The organism is Janthinobacterium lyxosi (assembly GCF_051380665.1).
Taxonomy (GTDB): domain Bacteria; phylum Pseudomonadota; class Gammaproteobacteria; order Burkholderiales; family Burkholderiaceae_D; genus Janthinobacterium.
Map to the genome: position 1 here is coordinate 16,282 of NZ_JBNYXM010000009.1, position 19,609 is coordinate 35,890.

A 19,609-nucleotide genomic window follows, 5' to 3' on the forward strand; every position below is an offset into this window, starting at 1 on the left:
AAAATTCCTCGACAGGCATATCGGAAAAGACAGCGCCCCGGCAAAAAAGGAGTAGGCTGGAGGGCCGCTCCATTTACGAGGAAATCCCATGCCGTCTGGAAAAATTCTTGTTGCCCAGGGAGGCGGCCCCACCGCCGTCATCAACCAGTCGCTGGTGGGCGTGGTGCTCGAATCGCGGCGTTTTCAACATGTCACGCGCGTGTATGGCGCGCTGCACGGCGTGCGCGGCATTATCAATGAAGAATTCGTCGATCTGACGCAGGAAACCAGCCACAACCTGGAACTGGTGGCCGCCACGCCCTCGTCGGCCCTCGGCTCCACGCGCGACAAGCCCGATATTGCCTACTGCCAGCAAATCTTCGAAGTGCTGCGCGCGCACGAGATCGAACATTTCTTTTACATCGGCGGCAATGACTCGTCCGACACCGTGCGCATCGTCAGCGAAGAAGCGCACAAGGCCGGCTATCCGCTGCGCTGCATCCACATCCCGAAAACCATCGACAACGACCTGGTCGGCAGCGACCACACACCGGGCTTTCCCTCGGCCGCGCGTTTCGTCGCGCAGGCGTTCGCCGGCGCCAACCTTGACAACGCGGCCTTGCCCGGCGTCTACGTGGGCGTGGTGATGGGCCGCCATGCGGGCTTCTTGACGGCTGCCTCGGCGCTGGGCAAGAAGTTCCCCGACGATGGCCCGCACCTGATCTACCTGCCCGAACGCGTCTTCGTGCTGGAAAAATTCCTCGCTGACGTGAAGGCCACGTATGAAAAATACGGCCGCTGCGTGATCGCCGTCTCGGAAGGCATCCACGATGCCTCGGGCGAACCGATTGCCAGCCTGCTGGCCAAACAGGTGGGCGATGAGGTGGAACGCGATGCACATGGCAATGTGCAATTGTCGGGCACGGGCGCGCTGGCCGACCTGCTGTGCGACGAAATCAAGGAAAAACTCGGCATCAAGCGCGTGCGCGGCGATACCTTCGGCTATTTGCAGCGCTCCTTCATCGGCTGCGTCTCTGATGTCGATCAACGAGAAGCCCGAGAAGTGGGTGAGAAGGCGGTGCAGTTCGCCATGTGGGGCGACCGCGATGGCTCTGTCGCCATCAAGCGCACGGGCTTTTATTCCGTCGACTACGAGCTGCTGCCCTTGACGGACGTGGCGGGCAAGACGCGCACCATGGAAGACGAATTCATCAGCGCCAGCGGCACGGACGTGACGGACGCCTTCCGGCTGTATCTGCGCCCGCTGCTGGGTTCAGGCATGCCGGACGCCTTCCGCCTGCGGGCCGCCAAAGTGGCGAAGGTGCTGAAACCCTAGCTGGACTCCGCCAGCAACAGCGGCCGCAATTTGACGGCCGCTTCTTTCAACTGCGGCACGTGCTCCATCAGCTGCTCCACGGATTTGCGCGCCACGGGCGCGTGGCAGGCGACGGCCGCCACGATCCGTCCGTCGGCCGCGCAGATGGGCACGGCCACGGCCACCATGCCGTGCACGAATTCCTCGTCATCGATACCAATGCCCAGGCGGGCGATGCGCACGATCTCGCGCTCGAGCATCACGGGATCGGTGATGCTTTTCGGCGTGCGCGCCTCCAGGCTCAGCATGGCCAGCAATGCGCGCCGCTCCAGCAAATTCATGTGCGCCAAAAACAGCTTGCCGCTGGCCGTGCAATGCATGGGCGCGCGCGTACCCAGCACCAGGTGCAGGCGCAGCGGTTCCTGCGTTTCCACCCGGTCCACGTACACGATGGCATTGCCTTCGGGAATGGCCAGATTGCAGGTCTCGCCCGTGACCGCCACCAGGCTGCCCAGGATGCTGCGGCTCACGCGGATCAGGGCATTGTTGCGCAAGGTGGCCAAGGCCAGGTTGGTGGATGCCGCACCGGGCACGTAGCCGCGTCCAACGGGCGTGCGCAGCACGTAACCATGTTGCTCCAGCGTATCGAGCAAGCGCATCATGCTGGCCTTGGGCACCTGCATGCGCGCAGCCAGCTGCGACAAGGTCAATGGCTGGCTGGCGCTGGCCAGGTGCTCGATCAGGCGCAGCACGCGCAAGCCCCGCGCCTCGTCGCCATGGCTGGCCGCCGCATTGACAGCCACCGCGCTACCCGCCGAGCTGTCTTCTTCGGCCCCGGCCTGCCGTTTTTGAAACGCATCATGCATGTTCTGTTTCACCTCTCGCGTATGCGGATGTTTCCGCTTGTCCCGGGGCTGCACGTCTTTTATAAATGGAACAAGACGTTCCACAAATAATCAATAAAGACCAGTGTATCGCAAAAAACGCCCGCCGAGGCGGCTCGATACCGCAACGCAGGAGACAAGGGCAATGTTGCAAACACACTACGATTACATCGTCGTCGGCGCCGGTTCGGCCGGCTGCGTGCTGGCCAACCGCCTGTCGCACGACAGCAACAAACAAGTATTGTTGCTGGAAGCGGGCGGCAAGGACAACAATCCATGGATACATGTGCCGGTCGGCTATTTCAAGACCATGCACGATCCCAAGCTGGACTGGTGCTACCGCACGGAAGCGGACGCCGGCATTGCCGGGCGCCAGCTGCAATGGCCGCGCGGCAAGGTGCTGGGCGGCTCCAGCTCGCTCAACGGCTTGCTGTATGTGCGCGGCCAGAAAGAGGACTACGACCGCTGGGCCGAACTGGGCAACGCAGGCTGGAGCTATGCCGAGGTGCTGCCCTATTTCAAGAAATCGGAAGACCAGGAACGCGGTGCCAGCGACTACCACGGCGTGGGCGGACCATTAAAGGTGTCGGACCTGCGCCTGCGCCGTCCCATCGCCGAACATTTTATTGCCGGCGCCACGGAAAGCGGCATCCCTTTCAATGCAGACTACAACGGCGCCACGCAGGAGGGCGTCGGCTACTTCCAGCAGACGGCCAGCAAAGGCTTGCGCTGGAGCACGGCGAAAGCCTTTTTGCGGCCGGCCCGCAAGCGCGCCAACCTGCGCGTGGAAGTGCGCGCGCAAATCACGCGCGTACTGTTCGAGGGCAAGCGCGCCGTCGGCATCGAGTACCGGCAGGATGGCCAGCTGCGCCAGGCGCGCGCCAGCGGCGAAGTAATTTTATGCGCGGGCGCCATCGGCTCGCCGCACATCCTGCAATGCTCGGGCGTAGGTCCGCGCGCGCTGCTCGGGGAAGTCGGCGTGCCTCTCGTGCACGACTTGCCCGGCGTGGGGCAGAACCTGCAAGACCATTTGCAAATCCGCCTGGTCTTCAAGACGCGCCTGAAAACCCTGAACGATGAAGTCAACAGCCTGTGGGGCAAACTGTGGGTGGGCATGCAATATGTGTTTTCCCGCTCGGGGCCTTTGACGTTGGCGGCCAGCCAGGTGACGGTGTTTACCAAATCCTCGCCCGAGGTGGCGCGGCCCGACATCCAGTTCCACATGCAGCCACTGAGCGCCGACAAACCGGGCGAAGGCGCGCATCCGTTTTCCGCCTTTACCTCGTCCGTGTGCCAGCTGCGCCCGCACAGCCGCGGCCACGTGTCGATCAAATCCGCCGATCCCCTTGTCTACCCGGGCATCTACCCGAACTACCTGTCCGACCCGCGCGACCAGCAGACGGCGATTGCAGCCCTGCGCGTGGCGCGCCGGATCGCCGCCGCCCCGTCGCTGGCGCCGCACATCATTTCCGAGTTCGTGCCCGGCCCCCAGTTCCAGACGGATGCGGAACTGCTGGACGCGGCGCGCCGCTTCAGCCAGTCCATCTACCACCCCAGCGGCACCTGCAAGATGGGGCATGACGCCATGGCCGTCGTCGATGACCGGCTGCGCGTGCACGGCTTGCAGAACCTGCGCGTGGTCGACGCGTCGATCATGCCGGAAATCGTCTCGGGCAATACCAACGCACCCACCATCATGATCGCCGAAAAAGCGGCCGACATGATTCTGGCGGATGCCGTGCGCCTGCCGCAAGCCGCCTGACACGACTTTTCACTCTAATCCCTGCAAGGAGGATGCCAGCGGCGGGCAGACGGCCCCGCTCCCAATGACTGGGCGACAAGCCTAGCATCAAAAAAAACACATAATCAATATCGATTGGAGACTAGATATTATGGATAACAATCCGAGCAATCCGAAAAAAGCCAAAGAGCTACGGAAAGTCGTGATGGCCAGCGTGATCGGCGCCACCATCGAATGGTATGACTTCTTCCTGTACGGCGTGGTGGCCGGCATCGTGTTCAGCAAGCTGTATTTCCCGGGCGGCGATCCGCTCGTCTCGACCATGCTGGCCTACGGCACCTTCGCCGTGGGCTTTCTGTCGCGCCCCATCGGCGGCGTGATCTTCGGCCACTTCGGCGACAAGATCGGCCGCAAGAGCATGCTGGTGATGACCCTGATGATCATGGGTATCTCCACCTTCCTGATCGGCGTGCTGCCCACCTACGACCACATCGGCTACTGGGCGCCCGGCCTGCTGCTGTTCCTGCGCGTGCTGCAAGGTATCGGCCTCGGTGGCGAATGGGGCGGCGCCGTGCTGATGGCGTATGAATATGCGCCGCCCAAAGAGCGCGGCTTCTATGCCAGCCTGCCGCAGATCGGCCTGGCCATCGGCCTGTGCCTCGCCTCCGGCGTGGTGGCGATCCTGTCGTACACCCTGACGGATGCGCAATTCCTGTCCTGGGGCTGGCGCGTGGCGTTCATCCTGTCGGCCGCCCTCGTCTTCATCGGCATGTGGATACGCCTGAACGTCATGGAGACGCCGGAATTCCAAGCTGTGAAAGAGAAGAATGCGGAAACGCAGATTCCGTTCTTCGACCTCTTGAAACGCTATCCGGGCAATGTATTGAAGGGCATGGGTGCGCGCTATATCGACGGCGTGTTCTTCAATATCTTCGGCGTGTTTTCCATCACCTATCTGACCAACACCATCAAGATCGCCCGCACGGAAGCGCTGATGGGCGTAATGGCGTCGGCTGTCGTCATGTGCTTTTGCATCCCGTTCTTTGGCCGCCTGTCAGACCGCATCGGCCGCAGCAAGGTGTTTTTCTGGGGCGCATTGATCACGGGCGTGTCGTCCATTCCCGCCTTCTGGGTCATGCTCCACCACGCCGACAATCCGCTGCTGCTGTGGTGTTCCGTGATCATCCCGCTGGGCGTGCTGTATTCGGCCGTGTATGGCCCGGAAGCAGCCCTGTTCTGCGACCTGTTCGACGCCAAGGTGCGCTACACGGGCATCTCCTTCGTGTACCAGTTCTCCGGCATCTTCGCCAGCGGCCTGACGCCCATCATCGCCACCTACCTGCTCAAAACGGGCAATGGCGAACCATGGCACATCGTCGGCTACATCCTGTTCGCCTCCCTCGTCTCGGCCGTCAGCGTGGCCATGATCGGCAAGGGCGGCTCGCAATCGGAAGGGCGCATGAAGACGGCGCACGCGCGGTAAGACATCTGGACGTAAAAAAAGGCAAGCCTCTCGCGAGCGCCTGCCTTGTTTGTTCAAGCTACAGCTTAGATAACAATTGTTTGATGCTCGTCGCCTACGCGGGCGCGGATGGTACCGATGCGCGAGACGGTTTCGCCGGCCGCTTGCAATTGCGCGATGGCGGCGTCCGCGTTTTCCTGCGAGACGATGACGGTCATGCCGATGCCGCAGTTGAAGACGCGGTGCATCTCGGCGTCAGCCACGCCGCCGTGCTGTTGCAGCCACGTGAACAGCGGCGGCATGGTCCATGCCTTCGAATCCAGTTCGGCCACCAGGCCAGGCTGCAGCACGCGCGGAATGTTTTCCACCAGGCCGCCACCGGTGATGTGCACCATGCCTTTGACTTCCATGGCATCCATCAGCGCCAGCAGCGGCTTGACGTAGATGCGCGTCGGCTGCATCAGCACGTCAGCCAGCTTGCGGCCGTGGAAGTCGCCTTCCAGGTCAGGTTTCGCCACTTCGATGATCTTGCGCACCAGCGAGTAACCGTTCGAGTGCACGCCCGACGAGGCCAGGCCCAGCACCACGTCGCCCGGGGCGATCTTGGTGCCGTCGATGATTTTCGATTTTTCCACGGCGCCGACGGCAAAACCTGCCAGGTCGTATTCGCCAGCCGGGTACATGCTCGGCATTTCCGCCGTTTCGCCGCCGATCAGCGCGCAGCCAGCCTGTTCGCAACCCTGGGCGATGCCCTTGATGACGTCGGTGGCGATGGCCACGTCCAGCTTGCCGCAAGCGAAGTAGTCGAGGAAGAACAGCGGTTCGGCGCCTTGCACCAGGATATCGTTGACGCTCATGGCGACCAGGTCGATGCCGACCGTGTCGTGGCGGTTCAGTTCAAACGCCAGGCGCAATTTGGTGCCGACGCCGTCGGTACCCGAGACGAGCACAGGTTCCTTGTACTTCTTGCTGATTTCAAACATGGCGCCAAAACCGCCCAGGCCGCCCATCACGCCTTCGCGCAGGGTGCGCTTGGCAAACGGCTTGATTGCTTCGACTAAAGCGTCACCTGCGTCGATATCGACGCCAGCGTCACGGTAGGAAAGGGAAACATTAGAAGTCTGGTTCATGGTGTGGTGGCAGCGGAGGCGGTAAAATAGAAGGCGGATACCCGCCGGCATACGCGCGCAAGCATGTTTTTCAACATCGTGCGGCAGGGCGCCAGCGGGTGAATTCGGTCGATCAAGTCGCTATTTTATCAAACTGCCCCGCAATTTCGTAATTAACTGCCTTTTTTTAACGCAACAGCACAAACCACATGCCATTCGCCATCACCGCAGAACAGAAGCAAACCGCATTTTGGATCGCGGTCTGGCTGGCATTCTTGCTGCTGCTCGTCAGCCTGGGCCCCATCCTGACGCCCTTCCTGGCGGCCGCCATCCTCGCCTACGTGCTCAATCCCGGCGTGGACCGATTGCAACGCCTGCACTACAAACGCTTTTATTTTCCTCGGCCGCTGGCCGTGCTGGTCGTCGTGGTGTTGTTTTTCCTCGCCATTACAGCGCTGGTGCTGATCGTCGTGCCCGTGCTGCAAAAGGAAATTCCCCTGCTGCAGGCGCAGATCCCGCAGTTTCTCAGCAAGGCCAACGAGCTGCTGGCGCCGAAACTGCGCGACCTGGGCATCCGCGTGCGCCTGGACGGCACGGGCATCAAACGCATGCTGAGCCAGCAGATGGCCACCAGCGGCGATGAAATCTGGAGCACCGTGCTGGCCTCGGCGCGCATCGGCGGCACGGCCGTGCTGGGCTGGCTGGCCACCGTCGTACTGATTCCCGTGGTGCTGTTCTACCTGTTGCTGGACTGGCATCCGATGCTGGCGCGCATCGCCGGCGCCGTGCCGCGCCGCTGGGTCGGTCGCACGGTGGGCATGGCGCAGGAAGTCGATACCCTGCTGGCGCAATACCTGCGTGGCCAGTTGCTGGTGATGCTGGTGCTGGCCACGTACTACTCGGTGGCGCTGGCCATCGCCGGTTTCGAGGTCGCATTGCCTGTGGGCATCATCACGGGCTTGCTGGTGTTTATCCCCTACCTGGGCTTCGGCCTGGGGCTGATGCTGGCGCTGATCGCCGCCCTGCTGCAGTTTGCCGACTGGAGCGGCGTCATCGCCGTGGCCGTCATTTACGGCTGCGGCCAGGTCATCGAGGGCTTTTTCCTCACGCCGCGCCTGGTGGGCGAGCGCATCGGCCTGAACCCGCTGGCCGTGATCTTCGCCTTATTAGCATTCGGACAATTGTTTGGTTTCGTCGGCGTTTTGCTCGCTTTACCCGCTTCTGCCGTCCTGATGGTCGCTTTTAAGCATCTAAGACGCCACTACCTCTCCAGCAGCTTCTATAATACCTAGTAAAAGCGGATATCATATCAACCTAGCAATACCACGATGCACATGCAGTAATGAAAAACAGGACAAGGCGTACGCCATGAAACAACTGGTGCTCGATTTAGGCACAGACCAGGCGCACAGCCTCGATACCTTCGAGGTGGGACAGAATGCCGAAGTGGCGCAGCTGATGCGCCAGTTCGCCGCGCGCACCTCGCGCGAACATTTTGCCTACCTGTGGGGCGAACTGGCCGCCGGCAAGAGCCATCTGCTCAAGGCCCTGGCCAGCACCGAGCGCGCGCGCTACATTTCGCCATTCTCGATCGAGTCCGAATTCGTGTATTCGCCTGACGTGGATTTGTACCTGCTCGACGATTGCGAAAAACTCTCGCCGCTGGCGCAGATCGATGCCTTTGCCCTGTTCAATGAAATCCGCGCCAACAAAGCCTATATGGTGTGCAGCGGCGCCGTGCCGCCGGCCGTGCTGCCCGTGCGCGAAGACTTGCGCACGCGCATGGGCTGGGGCCTGATCTACCAGATCCACGGCTTGACCGACGATGAAAAAATCGCCGCCCTGACCCAGGCGGCCACCACCCGCGGCTTGACCTTGTCGCCGGGCGTGTTACCCTATCTGCTGTCCCATTTCCGGCGCGACATGCGTTCGCTGTCGACGATGCTGGACTCTCTCGATCTCTACTCCCTTGAAACCCAACGCCCGATCACCTTGCCATTGTTGCGCGAGTTGCTGCAGGCGGAAGCGAAAGAATGATGAATCTGGCCCTGTTTGACCTCGACCACACCCTGCTGCCCATCGACTCGGATCACGAGTGGGGCGAATTCCTGGTACGCATCGGTGCCGTGGACGCCGCCGAATTCACCCGCCGCAACGACGAATTTTTCGCGCAATACCAGGCCGGCACGCTCGACCCGGTGGAATACCTGGAATTTTCCCTCGGCACCCTGGCGCAATTCCCGCGCGAACGCCTGGAAGCGCTGCACCGGCAATTCATGGCCGAAGTGGTCATGCCGGCGATCCGCCCGGAAGTCGTAGCCTTGCTGAAGCAGCACCAGGACGCGGGCGACCTGCTGGCCATCGTCACGGCCACAAACCATTTCATCACCAAGCCCATCGCCGATGCGCTGGGTGTCGAGCACCTGCTGGCCGCCATGCCCGAATACGACGCCGAAGGCAATGTCACGGGCAAGCTGCTGGGCACGCCGACCCTGGGCGCGGGCAAGCTGACCCACACCCACGCCTGGCTGGAAAAGATGGGCAAGGAACTGGGGCAGTTCGAGCGCAGCTATTTTTACAGCGATTCGCACAACGACATTCCCTTGCTGTCGGTCGTTACCCACCCTGTCGCAACCAATCCCAACACCGCTTTGAGCGCACACGCATCCCTCCACGGCTGGCCATCACTCCACTTATTCAATGATTAAAAAATTCATCCGCAAGATCCTCGGCGTTAAAAAAGAGGCAGCGCGCGACACCACGGCAGCCATCGTGCTCGGTCCTGCGCAACACGGAATCGACCCGAAACTGGTGTCGTCGAATGCCATCCGCGTCACCAGCAGCCTGCAGGAAGCGGGTTTCGAAGCCTTTGTCGTCGGCGGCGCCGTGCGCGACCTGCTGCTGGGCGTCAAACCCAAAGACTTCGATATCGCCACCAACGCCACGCCGGAACAGGTCAAGCGATTGTTCCGCCGCGCCTTCATCATCGGCAAGCGCTTCCAGATCGTGCACGTGATGTTCGGCCAGGATTTGCTGGAAGTGACGACCTTCCGCGGCGCCGGCGCCGACTCCGCGCCCAAGGATGAACATGGCCGCGTCCTGCGCGACAATACCTTTGGCTTGCAGCACGAAGATGCGCTGCGCCGTGACTTCACCATCAACGCCATGTACTACAACCCGGCCACGCAGGAAGTGCTGGACTACCATGGCGGCGTGGAAGACATCCGCGCCAAGACCCTGCGCATGATCGGCAAGCCTGAAGAGCGCTACCGCGAAGACCCCGTGCGCATGCTGCGCGTGGTGCGCTTTGCCGCCAAGCTGAAATTCACCATCGAGCCGCACACGGCCGCGCCGATTCCCATCATGGCGCCGCTGATCAACAATGTGCCCGCGCCGCGCGTGTTCGACGAGATGCTGAAGCTGCTGATGAGCGGCCACGCGCTGGCTTGCCTGCAGCAGCTGCGCAAGGAAGGCTTGCATCACGGCTTGCTGCCGCTGCTCGACGTGGTGCTGGAACAGCCGTTGGGTGCGAAATTCGTCACCCTGGCGCTGGACGCCACGGATCAACGCATCGCCGCTGGCAAGACCGTCTCGCCGGGCTTTCTGTTTGCCTCGCTGCTGTGGCACCAGGTACTGGAAAAATGGACGGCCTACCGCGCCGCCGGCGAGTCGACCATTCCCGCGCTGCACTTGGCGGCCGATGACGTGCTCGATTCGCAAACGGAAAAGCTGGCCCTGCAGCGCAAGATCGGTTCCGACATGCGCGACATCTGGTCGATGCAGCCGCGCTTCGAGCGCCGAGTCGGCAAGGCGCCGCATAAACTGCTGGAACACCTGCGCTTCCGCGCCGGCTACGACTTCCTGCTGCTGCGCTGCGCCTCGGGCGAGATCGATACCGAGATCGGCGAGTGGTGGACAGCCTTCTACGAGGGCGACGAAGAAACGCGCGAAGCGCTGCTCGTCAGCGCCAATGCCGCGCCGGGCGCCATCAAGAAGAAGCGCCCGCCACGCCGCAGCACGCGTAGCAAGACGGGTACAGGCGGCTCGACCACCGGCAGCAGCAGCGACGAATAATGGTAGTAATTGCCTACATCGGCATCGGCGCCAACCTGGGTGACGCGCGCGCGAATGTGCAGGATGCACTTGCGCGCCTGGCGCGCCTGGCCGGCGCCACGCTGATCGAGGCCTCGGCCAGCTACCGCACGGCGCCCATCGATTCCAGCGGTGACGACTACATCAACGCGGTGGCGCGCATCAGCACCACCCTGCCGGCCGAAAAGCTGCTGCAGGCCCTGCACGCCATCGAGGCGGCGCACGGGCGCGAACGACCCTACCGCAACGCCCCGCGCACCCTGGACCTGGACCTGCTGCTGTACGGCGATGAACAGATCGCCAGCGCCAGCCTGACGGTACCCCATCCGCGCCTGACCGAACGCGCCTTCGTGCTGGTACCGCTGCTGGCCCTGGCGCCCGCCATCGTCGTGCCCGGACGCGGGCCGGCGCAAGACTACCTGGCAAGCGTCGCTGACCAGGCCATCAGCCAGCTCTGACCCGTTTCGCTGCCATCTTCTACAATGCCGCTCCTGCAGCACGCCGCATAAAGTACTACACTAGCGGCGTCGCAATCGCATCACCCCCCTTTCACTCTAGAGAATACCTATGTCCGCTTATTTGCAAGGAACAGATCTGGCCGCAAAAGACAAGGCCGCCACGCCGGCGCCGGCGCCATCCAAGCCTGTCGCCAACAAGGCCGTGACCATCCACACGCTGGCCACGCTGCGCGCCGCCCGCGAAAAGATCACCATGCTGACCTGCTACGACGCCAGCTTCGCGTCCCTGATGGACCGCTGCGGCGTGGAGATCCTGCTGATCGGCGATTCGCTCGGCATGGTCTGCAACGGCCACAACTCCACCCTGCCCGTCACCGTGGCCGAACTGGCCTATCACACGGCTTCCGTGGCGCGCGGCGCCAAATCGGCCATGATCATGTCCGACCTGCCGTTTGGCGCGTACGGCACGCCTGAAACAGCGTACGCGAATGCCGTCATCCTGATGCAGGCTGGCGCGCACATGATCAAGATCGAAGGCGGCGCCTGGCTGGCCGAGACCGTCCGTGTCCTCACGGAGCGCGGCATCCCCATCTGCGCCCACATCGGCCTGACGCCGCAATCGGTGCACCAGCTGGGCGGCTATAAGGTGCAAGGCAAGAGCACGGAAAGCGCTGCCGAATTGAAAAACGACGCGCTGGTGCTGCAAAACGCGGGCGCCGCCATCGTGCTGATGGAAGCCATGCCGTCGCAGCTGGGCAAGGAAGTGACCGACATGCTGACGATCCCCACCATCGGCATCGGCGCCGGTCCCGACTGCTCGGGCCAGGTACTCGTCATGCACGACATGCTGGGCGTGTTCCCAGGCCGCAAGGCGCGCTTCGTGCACAACTTCATGGAAGGTGCGGCCAGCATCGACGACGCCGTCACCGGCTATGTAAAAGCCGTCAAGGATGGCAGCTTCCCGGCGCTGGAACACTGCTTCTGATGGTTTGATTGGAGTTCGCGTTTGTTCGCGGAACCCCACTGCAGCTACCGGGGTCGGACCCTCAGGGTCCGACCCCGGCCCTCCGCTTTGGGTTATCTACCCCACCTGTATCCACGTCGTCTTCAACTCCGTGTACTTGTCCAGCGCGTGCAAGGACTTGTCGCGCCCGTTGCCCGACTGTTTATAACCGCCGAACGGCACGGTGATGTCATCGCCGTCGTACTGGTTGACGTGCACGGTGCCCGCGCGCAGGGCGCGCGCCGTCTGGATCGCCTTGCTAATGTCCGACGTCCACACGGCCGCCTGCAAGCCGTATGGCGTGGCATTGGCCTGTTTCACGGCCTCGGCAAGGTCCGTGAAGCCCAGCACGGACAGGACGGGCCCGAAAATCTCTTCGCGCGCTATCGTCATGCCGGCGTCCACGCCAAAGATGGTTGGCTGCACGTAATATCCGCCCGTCTCCGCGCGCACGGCTTCGCCACCGCCGAGCAGCTGTGCGCCTTCGTTCTTGCCCGCCGCGATATAAGCCATCACCGTGTTCATCTGCGTTGCATCGACGATGGCGCCCATGACGGTGGCTTCGTCGAGCGGATCGCCGGGCTGGAAACGGGGCAGCATGGCCAGCGCCTTGGCCAGGAATTCCTGCTTGATCGACTCCTCCACGAACAGCCGCGACGGTGCATTGCAGCTTTCGCCCTGGTTGAAGAAGATGGAACCGACGGCGGCCGCCACGGCCTTGTCCAGGTCCGGGCAATCGGCGCAGACGATGTTGGCGGACTTGCCGCCCAATTCCGTCCACGCCCGTTTCAAATTCGACTGGCCCGCCATCTGCACGATCAATTTCCCTGTGCGCGTGGAACCCGTAAAGCCGATGCAATCGACATCCATGTGCAGCGCCAGCGCGGCGCCAGCCTCGTTGCCGTAACCTGGCAACACGTTGAACACACCCGCCGGCACGCCCGCTTCCAGCGCGATGTCGGCCAGGCGCAGCGCCGTCAACGGCGATTTCTCGGAGGGTTTCAATATCACGCTATTGCCGGCCGCGAGGGCCGGCGCGATCTTCCAGGCGGCCATGATCATCGGGTAATTCCACGGCACGATGGCGGCGACGACGCCGACCGGTTCGCGCGTGATCAGGGCCAGGCTGTTAGCGGGAGTGGGGGCGATTTCATCGTAAACCTTGTCGATCGCCTCGCCATACCAGCGCAGGCAGTTGGCCGTGGCGCCCACGTCCACGCTCTGGCTGTACTTGATTGGTTTGCCCATGTCCAGGGTTTCCAGCAAGGCCAGCTCGGGACCGTATTGCTGCACCAGGTCGGCGAACTTGATCAATATCCGCTTGCGCTGCGCGGGCGATTTACCGGCCCAGCGGCGGTCCTCGAAGGCGGCGCGCGCGGCCAGCACGGCCGAATCCACGTCGGCGTTGTCGCAGCGGGCCACTTGCCCCAGCAGGCGCCCATCGATGGGCGACAGATTATCGAAAGTCTGGCCGGACCTGGCCCAGGCACGCTCGCCGTTGATGAAGGCGCGTCCATCAATCGTGAGCGCTGCGGCCCGCGCATGCCAGCTGGTGTTTTCCGTCATGGTCGTCTCCTGCAAGGTGAAAACGCCAGCTTACTCCTAGTCTGGCGAATAGGCCGCAGACATCTGCTTGCGGCGTTTCCGGTCGGCACGCGCCAGCATCACGGCATACGCGATCACGGCGAGCGTCACGACGAGGATCGTCAACGCCGCAATCGCATTCACGCGCGGATCGAGCCCCAGGCGCGCGCGCGAGAAGATCACCAGCGGCATGGTCGTCGAACCGGGGCCGGACAAAAAGGCCGACAGCACCACGTCGTCCAGCGACAGGGTGAATGTCAGCAGCCAGGCCGAGGCCAGGGCTTGCGTGATGTTGGGTAGCGTCACGAGGAAGAAGACCTGGTGCGCGCGGCAGCCCAGGTCCATCGCCGCTTCGGCCAAGGATTTGCTCATTTCCTGCAGGCGCGACTGCACCACCACGGCCGCATACGCCATGCCCAGCAGGGTATGCCCCAGCCAGATGGTCAGCACGCCCCGCTCGGGAAAGCCAAAGACTTTTTGCATGGACACCAGCATCAGCAGCAGCGACAGGCCGATGATCACTTCCGGCATCACCAAAGGCGCGCTGACCATGGATGAAAATAGGGTGCGGCCGCGGAAGCGCTGGTAATTGGTCAGCGCGAAGGCGGCGAAGGTGCCGAGGATGACGGACGAGGTGGCCGACATGAAGGCGATCTTCAGGGACAGACCGAAGCCGGAAATGATTTCTGTATCGCTCATCAACTCGCTATACCAGCGCAGCGAAAAGCCGCTCCACACCATGTCCTGGCGCGAGCTGTTGAACGAGAAGACGATCAGCACGATGATGGGCAGGTAGAGGAACAGATAGCCCAGCGAGAGCCAGCCGCACCCGAACCAGCGCTGTAGGAAGGTAGGTCCGTTCATGTGCGCTCCTCCGCGTCCTGGTCGGTCTTGTATTTGTTAAAAATGGCCATCGGCACGAGGATCAGCAAGACCACCAGTACCGTCACCGACGAAGCCATGGCCCAGTCGTTATTGGTGAAGTATTCATCCCACAGCACGCGACCGATCATCAGGGTTTCCGGGCCACCCAGCAGCTCGGGAATCACGTATTCGCCCACGGACGGGATGAACACCAGCATGGCGCCGGCGATGATGCCCGATTTCGACAGCGGCACCGTGATGCGCCAGAACGCCTGCAGGGGCGTGGCGCCCAGGTCGGCCGCCGCTTCCAGGAAACGCATATCCATTTTCACCAGGTTCGCATACAGGGGCAAAATCATGAAGGGCAGATAGGCGTACACCATGCCGACCACCAGCGAGAATGAGGTATTCATCATGTGCAGCGGTTCCTGAACGATGCCCAGCGCGATCAGCAAATCGTTGAGCAGGCCGTGGTTGGCCAGGATGCCCTTCCACGCATACACGCGCAGCAGGAACGAGGTCCAGAATGGCAGCATCACCAGCATCATCAACACGGGACGAATGGACGGTTTGGCGCGCGCCATGAAGTAGGCGAATGGGTAGCCGATGAACAGACAGATGGCGGTGGTGATGGCCGCGTACTTGATGGAACTGAGGTAGGTGAGCAGATACAGTTCGTCGGCGGCGATGAACAGGTAGTTGGCAATTTTTACCTTCAGCACGACGATGCCGTCGACGTAGGACAGCAAGCCGCCGAACGGACTGCCCGCCGTGTCCATGTCGGACAGGCTGATGCGCAGCACGATCAGGAAGGGAACTAGAAAAGCAGCTGCGAGGAACAGCGAAGGCACGGCGATGACGGCGTTGCGCCCAGTGACCCAGCGCAGGGTGACAAGGTTACGCAGCGATTGCAAAATGGACGTCATGATGGCCTCAGCTGGTCAGCACGACGATGTCGGCGCCATCCCACCAGACCCACACGCGCTGCTCGCGCTCGAGGCGCGCGGCGTCGTGGCGGGCCGCGTTGGTGCGCGACACTTTCACCACCGTGCCGCTGTCGAGGCGCACATGGTAGCTGGTTTCATTGCCAAAATACGCCATGGCGACGATCACGCCCTGGGCGCAGTTGTAGCCATGTTCCGCCGGCGACGCGCGCTCTTCCAAAGCGGGTGGCTCGATCTGGATGCCGATTTTTTCGGGGCGCACGGCCACCGAAACATCCATGCCCAGGTTGCCCGTGATGCCGTGCGAGACATAGTGCTCGCCATCGGCGGTGGCGATCACCACGTGATCGGATTCGTCCTGCGTGATGTGCCCGTCGAACAGGTTGACGCTGCCGATGAAGTCGGCCACAAAACGGCAATTCGGCGTTTCGTAGATTTCGCCGGGCGCGCCCACCTGCAGGATACGCCCTTCGCTCATGACGGCGATGCGCGTGGCCATGCTCATGGCTTCATCCTGGTCGTGCGTGACCATCACGCAGGTCACGCCCACCTGCTCGATGATGTTGACCAGTTCCATCTGCGTGCGTTCGCGCAGTTTCTTGTCGAGCGCGCCCAGCGGTTCGTCGAGCAGCAGCAATTGCGGCCGCTTGGCCAGGCTACGCGCCAGCGCCACGCGCTGCTGCTGGCCGCCCGACAGCTGGTGCGGCTTGCGCTTCGCGTATTGGCCCAGCTGCACCAGCGCCAGCATCTGCTCGACCCGGGCCGCCACTTCCGCTTTCGGCAAGCCGTCGCGGCGCAGGCCGAAGGCGATGTTGTCCCACACGGACAGGTGCGGGAACAGCGCGTACGACTGGAACATCATGTTGATGGGCCGCTGGTGCGGCGGCACATCGACGATGCTGTTGCCCGCCAGGGCGATGCGCCCCGACGTCGGCGTCTCGAAACCGGCCAGCATGCGCAGCAGGGTCGACTTGCCGCAACCTGAACTACCGAGCAGGGCGAAAATCTCGCCCTGGTTGATCGTCACGGAAATCGCATCGACGGCGCGCACGCCATCGAATTCCTTGACCAGCTGATCAATCAGCAAGAAAGGCGCTGGGGCGTCGCTGGCCGACGCGGCGGGTGTTGCTATCGTCATGTGTGGATGCTTTGGTAGAGGGTGTCAAAATGAAAAACTGGCCGCTACAGGAGCGGCCAAGATGGAAGTTTAGCGGAACTGCCGCCATTGCGGTCCAAAAATCGCGCAGATGGCGGCAAAATGGGGCAAAAACCTACACCCAGCCCTTCGCCTTCACATCCGCATGCGTCTTGTCCAAACACAGCCGTATCAACGCCACCATTTCATCGATCTGCGCGCGCGTCATGACCAGGGGCGGGGCGACGATCATGCGCTCGCCCACGGCGCGCATGATGACGCCATTGTCGAACATGTGGCCGCGGCAGATCATGCCTACGCCCTGGCCCTCGTCGAATAGCTCGTTCTCATGCACGGTGGCGCCCTTCTTGCGCACCAGGTTCAGGCCCGCGACCAGGCCGCAGCTGTCCGCGTAGCCGACCAGCGGATGCTGGCCCAGGCTGGCGAAGCACTGTTTCAGGTACGGTCCCGTATCCTCGGCCACCTTCGCCACCAGCTGCTCTTCCTCGATGATGCGGATATTTTCCAGCGCCGCCGCGCAGGCCACGGGATGGCCGGAATACGTGAAACCGTGCGTGAATTCGCCGCCCTGCTCGATCAGCACCTTGGCCACCCTGTCGCCCACCAGCACGCCGCCCAGGGGCACATAGCCCGAGGTGACGCCCTTGGCAAAGGTGATCAGGTCGGGCTTGATGCCGAACAGTTCGGAGCCGAACCAGCGGCCCAGCCGGCCAAAGCCGCAGATGACTTCATCGGCGATGAGCAAGATGCCGTACTTGTCGCAGATGCGCTGAATCTCGGGCCAGTAGGTCGATGGCGGGATGATCACGCCGCCCGCGCCCTGCACCGGCTCGCCGATGAAGGCGGCCACCTTGTCGGCACCGATTTCCAGGATTTTCTCTTCCAGCCAGCCGGCCGCCTTCACGCCGAATTCCTCGGGCGTCATGCCGTGGCCCGCTTCCAGGTAATTCGGCTGGCCGATATGCACGATGCCCGGTATCGGCAAACCGCCCTGCGCATGCATGCCATCCATGCCCCCCAGCGACGCCCCCGCCACCGTGCTGCCGTGATACGCATTGTGGCGGCTGATGATGGTGTGGCGCCCCTGGTAGCCAAGGATGTCCCAGTAGCGACGCACCATGCGCAGGTTCGTGTCGTTGCCTTCCGAACCGGAACTGGTGAAGAACACGTGCTGGAACTGCGGCGGCGAGATTTGCGCCAGCTTGGCGGCCAACTGCGCGGCCGGCACGTTGGTCGTGCCAAAGAAGCTGTTATAGAAGGGCAGCGTCTCCATTTGCCGGTACACGGCTTGCGAGATCGACGTGCGGCCATAACCCACGTTCACGCACCACAGGCCCGACATGCCGTCGACGATTTTCTTGCCCTGGCTATCCCACAGGTAGACGCCGTCGCCGCGCACCATCACCCTGGCGCCTTTCGATGCCAGGTCCTGGAAATCGGTGAATGGATGCAGGTAGTGGGCCGAGTCCATTTTCTGGATGGCGGCCGTGTCGTACACCTGCGGCGCTGCGTTTCTCTGCGCCACGGAGGCGACCAGGGCGGCGCTTGGCGCCAGCGGATTGTTTGTTGTACTCATGCTGTTCCTTTCTTAGACATGCAACAGTAAATGTTCGCGCTCCCAGGGGCTGATGACGGTCATGAATTCCTGGTGTTCCAGGTCCTTGATGGCCGCATACACGTCGATGAAGCGCTCGCCCAGCACCGTGCGCAGCTTGTCTTCCGCGCGCAGCAGCTGCAGGGCTTCGGGCAAGCCTTGCGGCAGCTCGAATTTCATGTCGTAGGCGCTGCCTACCATCATCGGCGTCGCTTCCAGCTGCTCCGTCATGCCCAGATATCCACAGGCCAGCGTCACGGCCAGCGCCAGGTAGGGATTCGCGTCGGCGCCGATGATGCGGTTTTCCACGCGGCGGTCCTGCACGCCCGACTCGGGCACGCGAAAACCCACGGTGCGGTTGTCCAGGCCCCACTGGATGTTGATCGGTGCGGCCGTGTGGCGCACGATGCGGCGGTAAGAGTTCACGTAGGGCGCGACGATGGCCATGGCCGACGGCATGTAGCGCTGCAATCCCGCAATGTAATGCTTGAAGATGGGCGCGGCCGAACCGTCGTCGTTGCTGAAGATGTTCAGCCCCGTCTTCGCATCGACGACACTCTGGTGCACATGCATGGCGGACCCCGGCTCGCCGGCCATCGGCTTGGCCATGAAGGTGGCGTACATATCGTGTTTCAAGGCCGCTTCACGCAAGGTGCGCTTGAAGAAGAAGACTTTGTCGGCCAGGCCCAGCGGATCACCGTGCAGGAAGTTGATTTCCATCTGTCCCGCACCGATCTCATGGATCAAGGTATCGACGTCCAGGTTCATCAGTTCGCAGTAATCGTAGATATCCTCGAACAGGGGGTCGAACTCGTTGACGGCGTCGATGCTGTACACCTGGCGGCTGGTCTCGGCCCGGCCGCTGCGGCCGATGGGCGGCTTCAAGGGCAAGTCCGGGTCCGTGTTTTTCGCCGTCAGGTAGAACTCCAGCTCCGGCGCCACCACGGGTTTCCAGCCCTTGTCCGCATACAGTTTCAAGACGCGCCGCAGCACAGATCTTGGAGCAAAATCGACCAGCATGCCATCGGAAAAATAACAGTCGTGGATGACTTGCGCGGTGGGATCGGTAGCCCACGGCACCATGGTGATGGTGGTGGGATCGGCCTTTAAAATCATGTCGCGGTCGGTGCTGGAAATGGCGCGGTCGTAGCCGCCGTCGTCGACCGGGTAATTGCCCGTCACGGTCATGCCCAGCACCGCTTCCGGGATGCGCATGCCGCGCTCCTGGGTGAACTTACCGCGCGGCAGGATCTTCCCGCGCGCCACACCCGTCAAGTCGGGTACCAGGCATTCGATTTCCGTGACGCGCTTTTCATTGAGCCACAAATCCATATCCGTATAAGTGAAATTTTCGCGTATTGCCATGTTTCCCTCTCGCTGGTATTAATCAAGCGCCGCGCGGTGCTGGTGCGGCGCGCCTGTCA

Annotated in this window: 17 protein-coding genes; 9 read left to right on the plus strand and 8 right to left on the minus strand. The window is 62.5% G+C overall.

The features are described 5' to 3' along the window. Window positions 1–88 precede the first annotated feature (88 nt). Window positions 89–1,315 carry a 6-phosphofructokinase gene (locus ACQ4WP_RS11225; protein ID WP_436520569.1) on the plus strand — a complete coding sequence of 409 codons (1,227 nt, stop codon included), beginning with the start codon at window positions 89–91 and terminating at the stop codon, window positions 1,313–1,315. Here the strand turns inward: ACQ4WP_RS11225 and ACQ4WP_RS11230 are convergent. After that, window positions 1,312–2,160, minus strand: coding sequence for an IclR family transcriptional regulator (locus tag ACQ4WP_RS11230; protein WP_436520571.1), 849 nt, complete (start codon window positions 2,158–2,160; stop codon window positions 1,312–1,314). The two genes, ACQ4WP_RS11225 and ACQ4WP_RS11230, sit on opposite strands and share 4 nt — an antisense overlap. Window positions 2,161–2,323: 163 nt before the next feature. Between ACQ4WP_RS11230 and ACQ4WP_RS11235 the strand changes: the two genes are divergently transcribed. Beyond that, window positions 2,324–3,940 carry a GMC family oxidoreductase gene (locus ACQ4WP_RS11235; protein ID WP_436520573.1) on the plus strand — a complete coding sequence of 539 codons (1,617 nt, stop codon included), beginning with the start codon at window positions 2,324–2,326 and terminating at the stop codon, window positions 3,938–3,940. A 130-nt stretch (window positions 3,941–4,070) separates the two neighbouring features. Next, on the plus strand, window positions 4,071–5,402 hold the full coding sequence (locus ACQ4WP_RS11240; protein ID WP_436520575.1) for an MFS transporter: 1,332 nt from the start codon (window positions 4,071–4,073) through the stop codon (window positions 5,400–5,402). Window positions 5,403–5,467: 65 nt separating this feature from the next. Here ACQ4WP_RS11240 and purM read toward each other — a convergent pair whose 3' ends face one another. Then, window positions 5,468–6,511 (minus strand): phosphoribosylformylglycinamidine cyclo-ligase, encoded by a 1,044-nt coding sequence (gene purM, locus ACQ4WP_RS11245; RefSeq protein ID WP_034788683.1) that lies wholly within the window; start codon window positions 6,509–6,511, stop codon window positions 5,468–5,470. Window positions 6,512–6,699: 188 nt separating this feature from the next. Between purM and ACQ4WP_RS11250 the strand changes: the two genes are divergently transcribed. The 6 genes from ACQ4WP_RS11250 (at window position 6,700) to panB (ending at window position 12,025) form a co-directional block, all read left to right on the plus strand. Next, window positions 6,700–7,782 carry an AI-2E family transporter gene (locus tag ACQ4WP_RS11250; protein ID WP_436520577.1) on the plus strand — a complete coding sequence of 361 codons (1,083 nt, stop codon included), beginning with the start codon at window positions 6,700–6,702 and terminating at the stop codon, window positions 7,780–7,782. A gap of 76 nt (window positions 7,783–7,858) precedes the next feature. After that, window positions 7,859–8,527 carry a DnaA regulatory inactivator Hda gene (hda, locus tag ACQ4WP_RS11255; RefSeq protein ID WP_034788687.1) on the plus strand — a complete coding sequence of 223 codons (669 nt, stop codon included), beginning with the start codon at window positions 7,859–7,861 and terminating at the stop codon, window positions 8,525–8,527. Further along, a complete protein-coding gene (locus ACQ4WP_RS11260) occupies window positions 8,527–9,198 on the plus strand; it encodes a histidinol-phosphatase (RefSeq protein WP_436520948.1) in 672 nt (223 codons plus the stop codon). Before hda ends, ACQ4WP_RS11260 begins: the two co-directional genes overlap by 1 nt. Further along, window positions 9,191–10,564 (plus strand): polynucleotide adenylyltransferase PcnB, encoded by a 1,374-nt coding sequence (pcnB, locus tag ACQ4WP_RS11265; protein ID WP_436520579.1) that lies wholly within the window; start codon window positions 9,191–9,193, stop codon window positions 10,562–10,564. Before ACQ4WP_RS11260 ends, pcnB begins: the two co-directional genes overlap by 8 nt. Beyond that, a complete protein-coding gene (gene folK, locus ACQ4WP_RS11270) occupies window positions 10,564–11,040 on the plus strand; it encodes a 2-amino-4-hydroxy-6-hydroxymethyldihydropteridine diphosphokinase (protein ID WP_436520581.1) in 477 nt (158 codons plus the stop codon). Before pcnB ends, folK begins: the two co-directional genes overlap by 1 nt. A 109-nt stretch (window positions 11,041–11,149) precedes the next feature. Next, window positions 11,150–12,025, plus strand: coding sequence for a 3-methyl-2-oxobutanoate hydroxymethyltransferase (panB, locus tag ACQ4WP_RS11275; RefSeq protein WP_436520583.1), 876 nt, complete (start codon window positions 11,150–11,152; stop codon window positions 12,023–12,025). A gap of 96 nt (window positions 12,026–12,121) precedes the next feature. On the opposite strand, the gene ACQ4WP_RS11280 is transcribed toward panB, so the two are convergent. The 6 genes from ACQ4WP_RS11280 to ACQ4WP_RS11305 all read right to left on the minus strand — a co-directional run bounded on the left by ACQ4WP_RS11280 (window position 12,122) and on the right by ACQ4WP_RS11305 (window position 19,550). Then, window positions 12,122–13,609 (minus strand): aldehyde dehydrogenase, encoded by a 1,488-nt coding sequence (locus ACQ4WP_RS11280; RefSeq protein ID WP_436520585.1) that lies wholly within the window; start codon window positions 13,607–13,609, stop codon window positions 12,122–12,124. A 36-nt stretch (window positions 13,610–13,645) separates the two neighbouring features. Continuing rightward, window positions 13,646–14,491, minus strand: coding sequence for an ABC transporter permease (locus tag ACQ4WP_RS11285; RefSeq protein ID WP_436520587.1), 846 nt, complete (start codon window positions 14,489–14,491; stop codon window positions 13,646–13,648). Continuing rightward, entirely contained in the window at window positions 14,488–15,417 is a 930-nt protein-coding gene (locus ACQ4WP_RS11290; RefSeq protein WP_436520589.1) for an ABC transporter permease subunit, read from the minus strand. The genes ACQ4WP_RS11285 and ACQ4WP_RS11290 overlap by 4 nt, the downstream gene beginning before the upstream one ends. A gap of 7 nt (window positions 15,418–15,424) precedes the next feature. After that, window positions 15,425–16,573, minus strand: a complete 1,149-nt coding sequence (locus ACQ4WP_RS11295) for an ABC transporter ATP-binding protein (protein ID WP_436520591.1) — start codon at window positions 16,571–16,573, stop codon at window positions 15,425–15,427. Between the two features lie 133 nt (window positions 16,574–16,706). After that, complete coding sequence (locus ACQ4WP_RS11300; RefSeq protein ID WP_436520593.1) at window positions 16,707–18,167, minus strand: aspartate aminotransferase family protein; 1,461 nt, start codon at window positions 18,165–18,167, stop codon at window positions 16,707–16,709. 12 nt (window positions 18,168–18,179) lie between these two features. Beyond that, window positions 18,180–19,550, minus strand: a complete 1,371-nt coding sequence (locus ACQ4WP_RS11305) for a glutamine synthetase family protein (protein ID WP_289946398.1) — start codon at window positions 19,548–19,550, stop codon at window positions 18,180–18,182. Window positions 19,551–19,609 lie beyond the last annotated feature (59 nt).